The 2,330-nt window shown below is 69.1% G+C and carries 2 protein-coding genes; both read right to left on the minus strand.

Annotated elements, in window-relative coordinates:
* Nucleotides 1-544, minus strand: a 544-nt coding sequence (gene rsmD, locus ACE3S9_RS18650) for a 16S rRNA (guanine(966)-N(2))-methyltransferase RsmD (protein WP_374547970.1), incomplete at its 3' end; no start/stop codon positions are given.
* Nucleotides 545-643: 99 nt separating this feature from the next.
* Nucleotides 644-2,191, minus strand: coding sequence for a pseudouridine synthase (locus ACE3S9_RS18655; protein ID WP_374547972.1), 1,548 nt, complete (start codon nt 2,189-2,191; stop codon nt 644-646).
* Nucleotides 2,192-2,330: the final 139 nt, after the last annotated feature.

A 2,330-nucleotide genomic window follows, 5' to 3' on the forward strand; every position in this document is an offset into this window, starting at 1 on the left:
GCAAAAAAATCACCTCCGTCTCGCCGTAATCGCGCCGCTCAAGCAGGTCGAAACCGGGCGCGGGCTCGAACATGGCCGCAGTCGCTTCCTCCACGATCACCAGAGCGTCGGGGGCCAGCCAGCCGCCTCTCGCGAGCGAGATCAGAGCCGGTTCAGCCAAACCGCGATCATAGGGCGGATCGAGAAAGGCGAGCGTGTAGGGCGCGCCCGGCGGCTTGTCGCCGAGCCGCCGCGCGTCGCGGCGAAAGATGCGGGTGACGCCGCCCAGCCCGAGCGATTCGACATTCTCGCGCAGCAACGCCCGCGCCTGGGCGCCATCGTCCACGAACAGGCTGAAATCGGCGCCGCGCGAAACCGCCTCCAGCCCGAAGGCGCCCGTGCCGGCGAACAGGTCGATCACCCGCGCGCCGGGAACCGGATCGTCATAGGAATGGGCGAGAATGTTGAACAGCGTCTCGCGCAGGCGGTCCGAGGTCGGGCGGATGCCCTCGCCTTTCGGGCCGTGCAGCGCCCGCCCCTTCAGCCGCCCCCCAACAATCCGCATCGATGAATGCCTTTTCCATGATCGCGACGCGCCGCGATCATGGAAGCCGCGCATCAGCGCGGCGTCGCAGTCGCTCCAGGCCGCCCCGATGAGGCGAAATTATTTGCCGCGCGGCTTTCTCGGCCCCGAAGGACCGCCCGATGGTTTGCCGCCCGATGGCTTGCCGCCGAAAGGCTTGCCGCCCGTCGGTTTCCGGCCCTGCGGACGATCCCCCGCCGGCCTGTCGCCGAATCCCCGGCTCGGCTTTTCCCCGCGCGGCCTGGAAAAGTCCCGACCGCCGGATTTCTCGTCGCGCGGGCGCGCAAAATCCCGGCCGCCGGCCTTCTCGTCGCGTGACGCCCCATCACGGCGGAAATGTTTGGCGGCGCCGGTCTCGCCGACGACCCGTTCGGAGCGCGGCCCGGCTTTCCTCGGCGGGCCTCTCCGGGCTGGCTCCGTGCGCGCGGGCGCCTCCGTCTTTTCCCGCTCCGCGCGGAAGCGGCGGGCGTTGCGGGTGTCGTCCGGCTCGACGCGCGGCCCCGCCGTGCTGACGCGCTCGACCACCACCTTGCGGCCTCTGCGGTCCTCGGTCGCGCTGCTCTCGGTGCGGCGGCGCGGACCTTTTTCCGCCTTGTCGCGTTCGCTGCGCAAGGCCGTGACATGTTTGCGCGGCCCGGGCTTTTCGGTCCCCATCTTCTTTTCGGGGCGGACTTTCTTCTCCGCCTGTTCCGCCGGCGGGCGTTTCGCACGGGGGCCGCCTTCGCGCATCGGACGCCGTTCCCGCTCATATTCAGGCGCCGGCGTCCGGTCGATCACCGGCGCCTCGAAATCGACCCCCGCTTCTTCAGCCAGAGCCGTCCCGAGCTGGTCGGCCAGCACGCGGGTGCGCACTTCCTCGACCGCGCCCTCCGGCGTTTCGCCGAGCTGGAACGGGCCATAGGACAGGCGGATCAGGCGATTGGTGGCGAGGCCGAGATGTTCGAGCAGACGCTTGACCTCGCGGTTCTTACCCTCGCGCAGGCCGAGCGTAATCCAGACATTGGCCCCCTGCACGCGGTCGAGCTTCGCCTCGACCCCGGCGTAATCGACCCCGTCGATGGTCACGCCCTTCGCCAGCGTGTCGAGCCGCGCCTGATCGGTCTCGCCATTGGCGCGGGCGCGATAACGGCGCAGCCAGCCGGTCGAGGGCAGCTCCAGCACGCGGGCGAGGCCGCCGTCATTGGTGAGCAGCAGCAGGCCTTCCGTATTGATGTCGAGCCGTCCGACCGACATCAGGCGGGGCAAAGAAGGGTTTTTCTCCGCGATATAGTCGAACACCGTCGGGCGCCCTTCCGGGTCGCGATCGGTCGTGACCAGCCCGCGCGGCTTGTGGAACAGGAACAGCCGCGTGCGCTCGCGCGCGTTGAGCGGCCGCCCGTCCACCGTCACCTTGTCCTGATCGGAAACATTTTTCGCCGCGCTGGTCAGAACCACGCCATTGACGGCGACGCGGCCCTGTTCGATCCACAATTCGGCGTCGCGGCGCGAGCACAAGCCGGCGCGCGCCATCACCTTGGCGATGCGCTCGCCTTCATAGGCGCGATCCGCGGGCGCGGTCTTTTTCGCCGCAGGCCTTTTTGCAGCGGGTTTGCGCGTGGGGCGGGTCTTGTCGGGCGTGTCTTTGCTCATGTCGGTCTGATAGCAGAGGCGCGGGTTTTTGCGAATGTTTTTGCGGCGGGAAATCAGTCCCCGATCCGCCAGAAGGCGCGCGCGGCCGGCGGCGCCGTCGCCAGGGCTTGATCCAGCGCGGCGTCGCCGATTTGCGCCC

Origin of the sequence: Rhodoblastus sp. (genome assembly GCF_041915505.1) — a bacterium.
In the GTDB taxonomy this organism is placed as follows: Bacteria; Pseudomonadota; Alphaproteobacteria; order Rhizobiales; family Beijerinckiaceae; genus Rhodoblastus.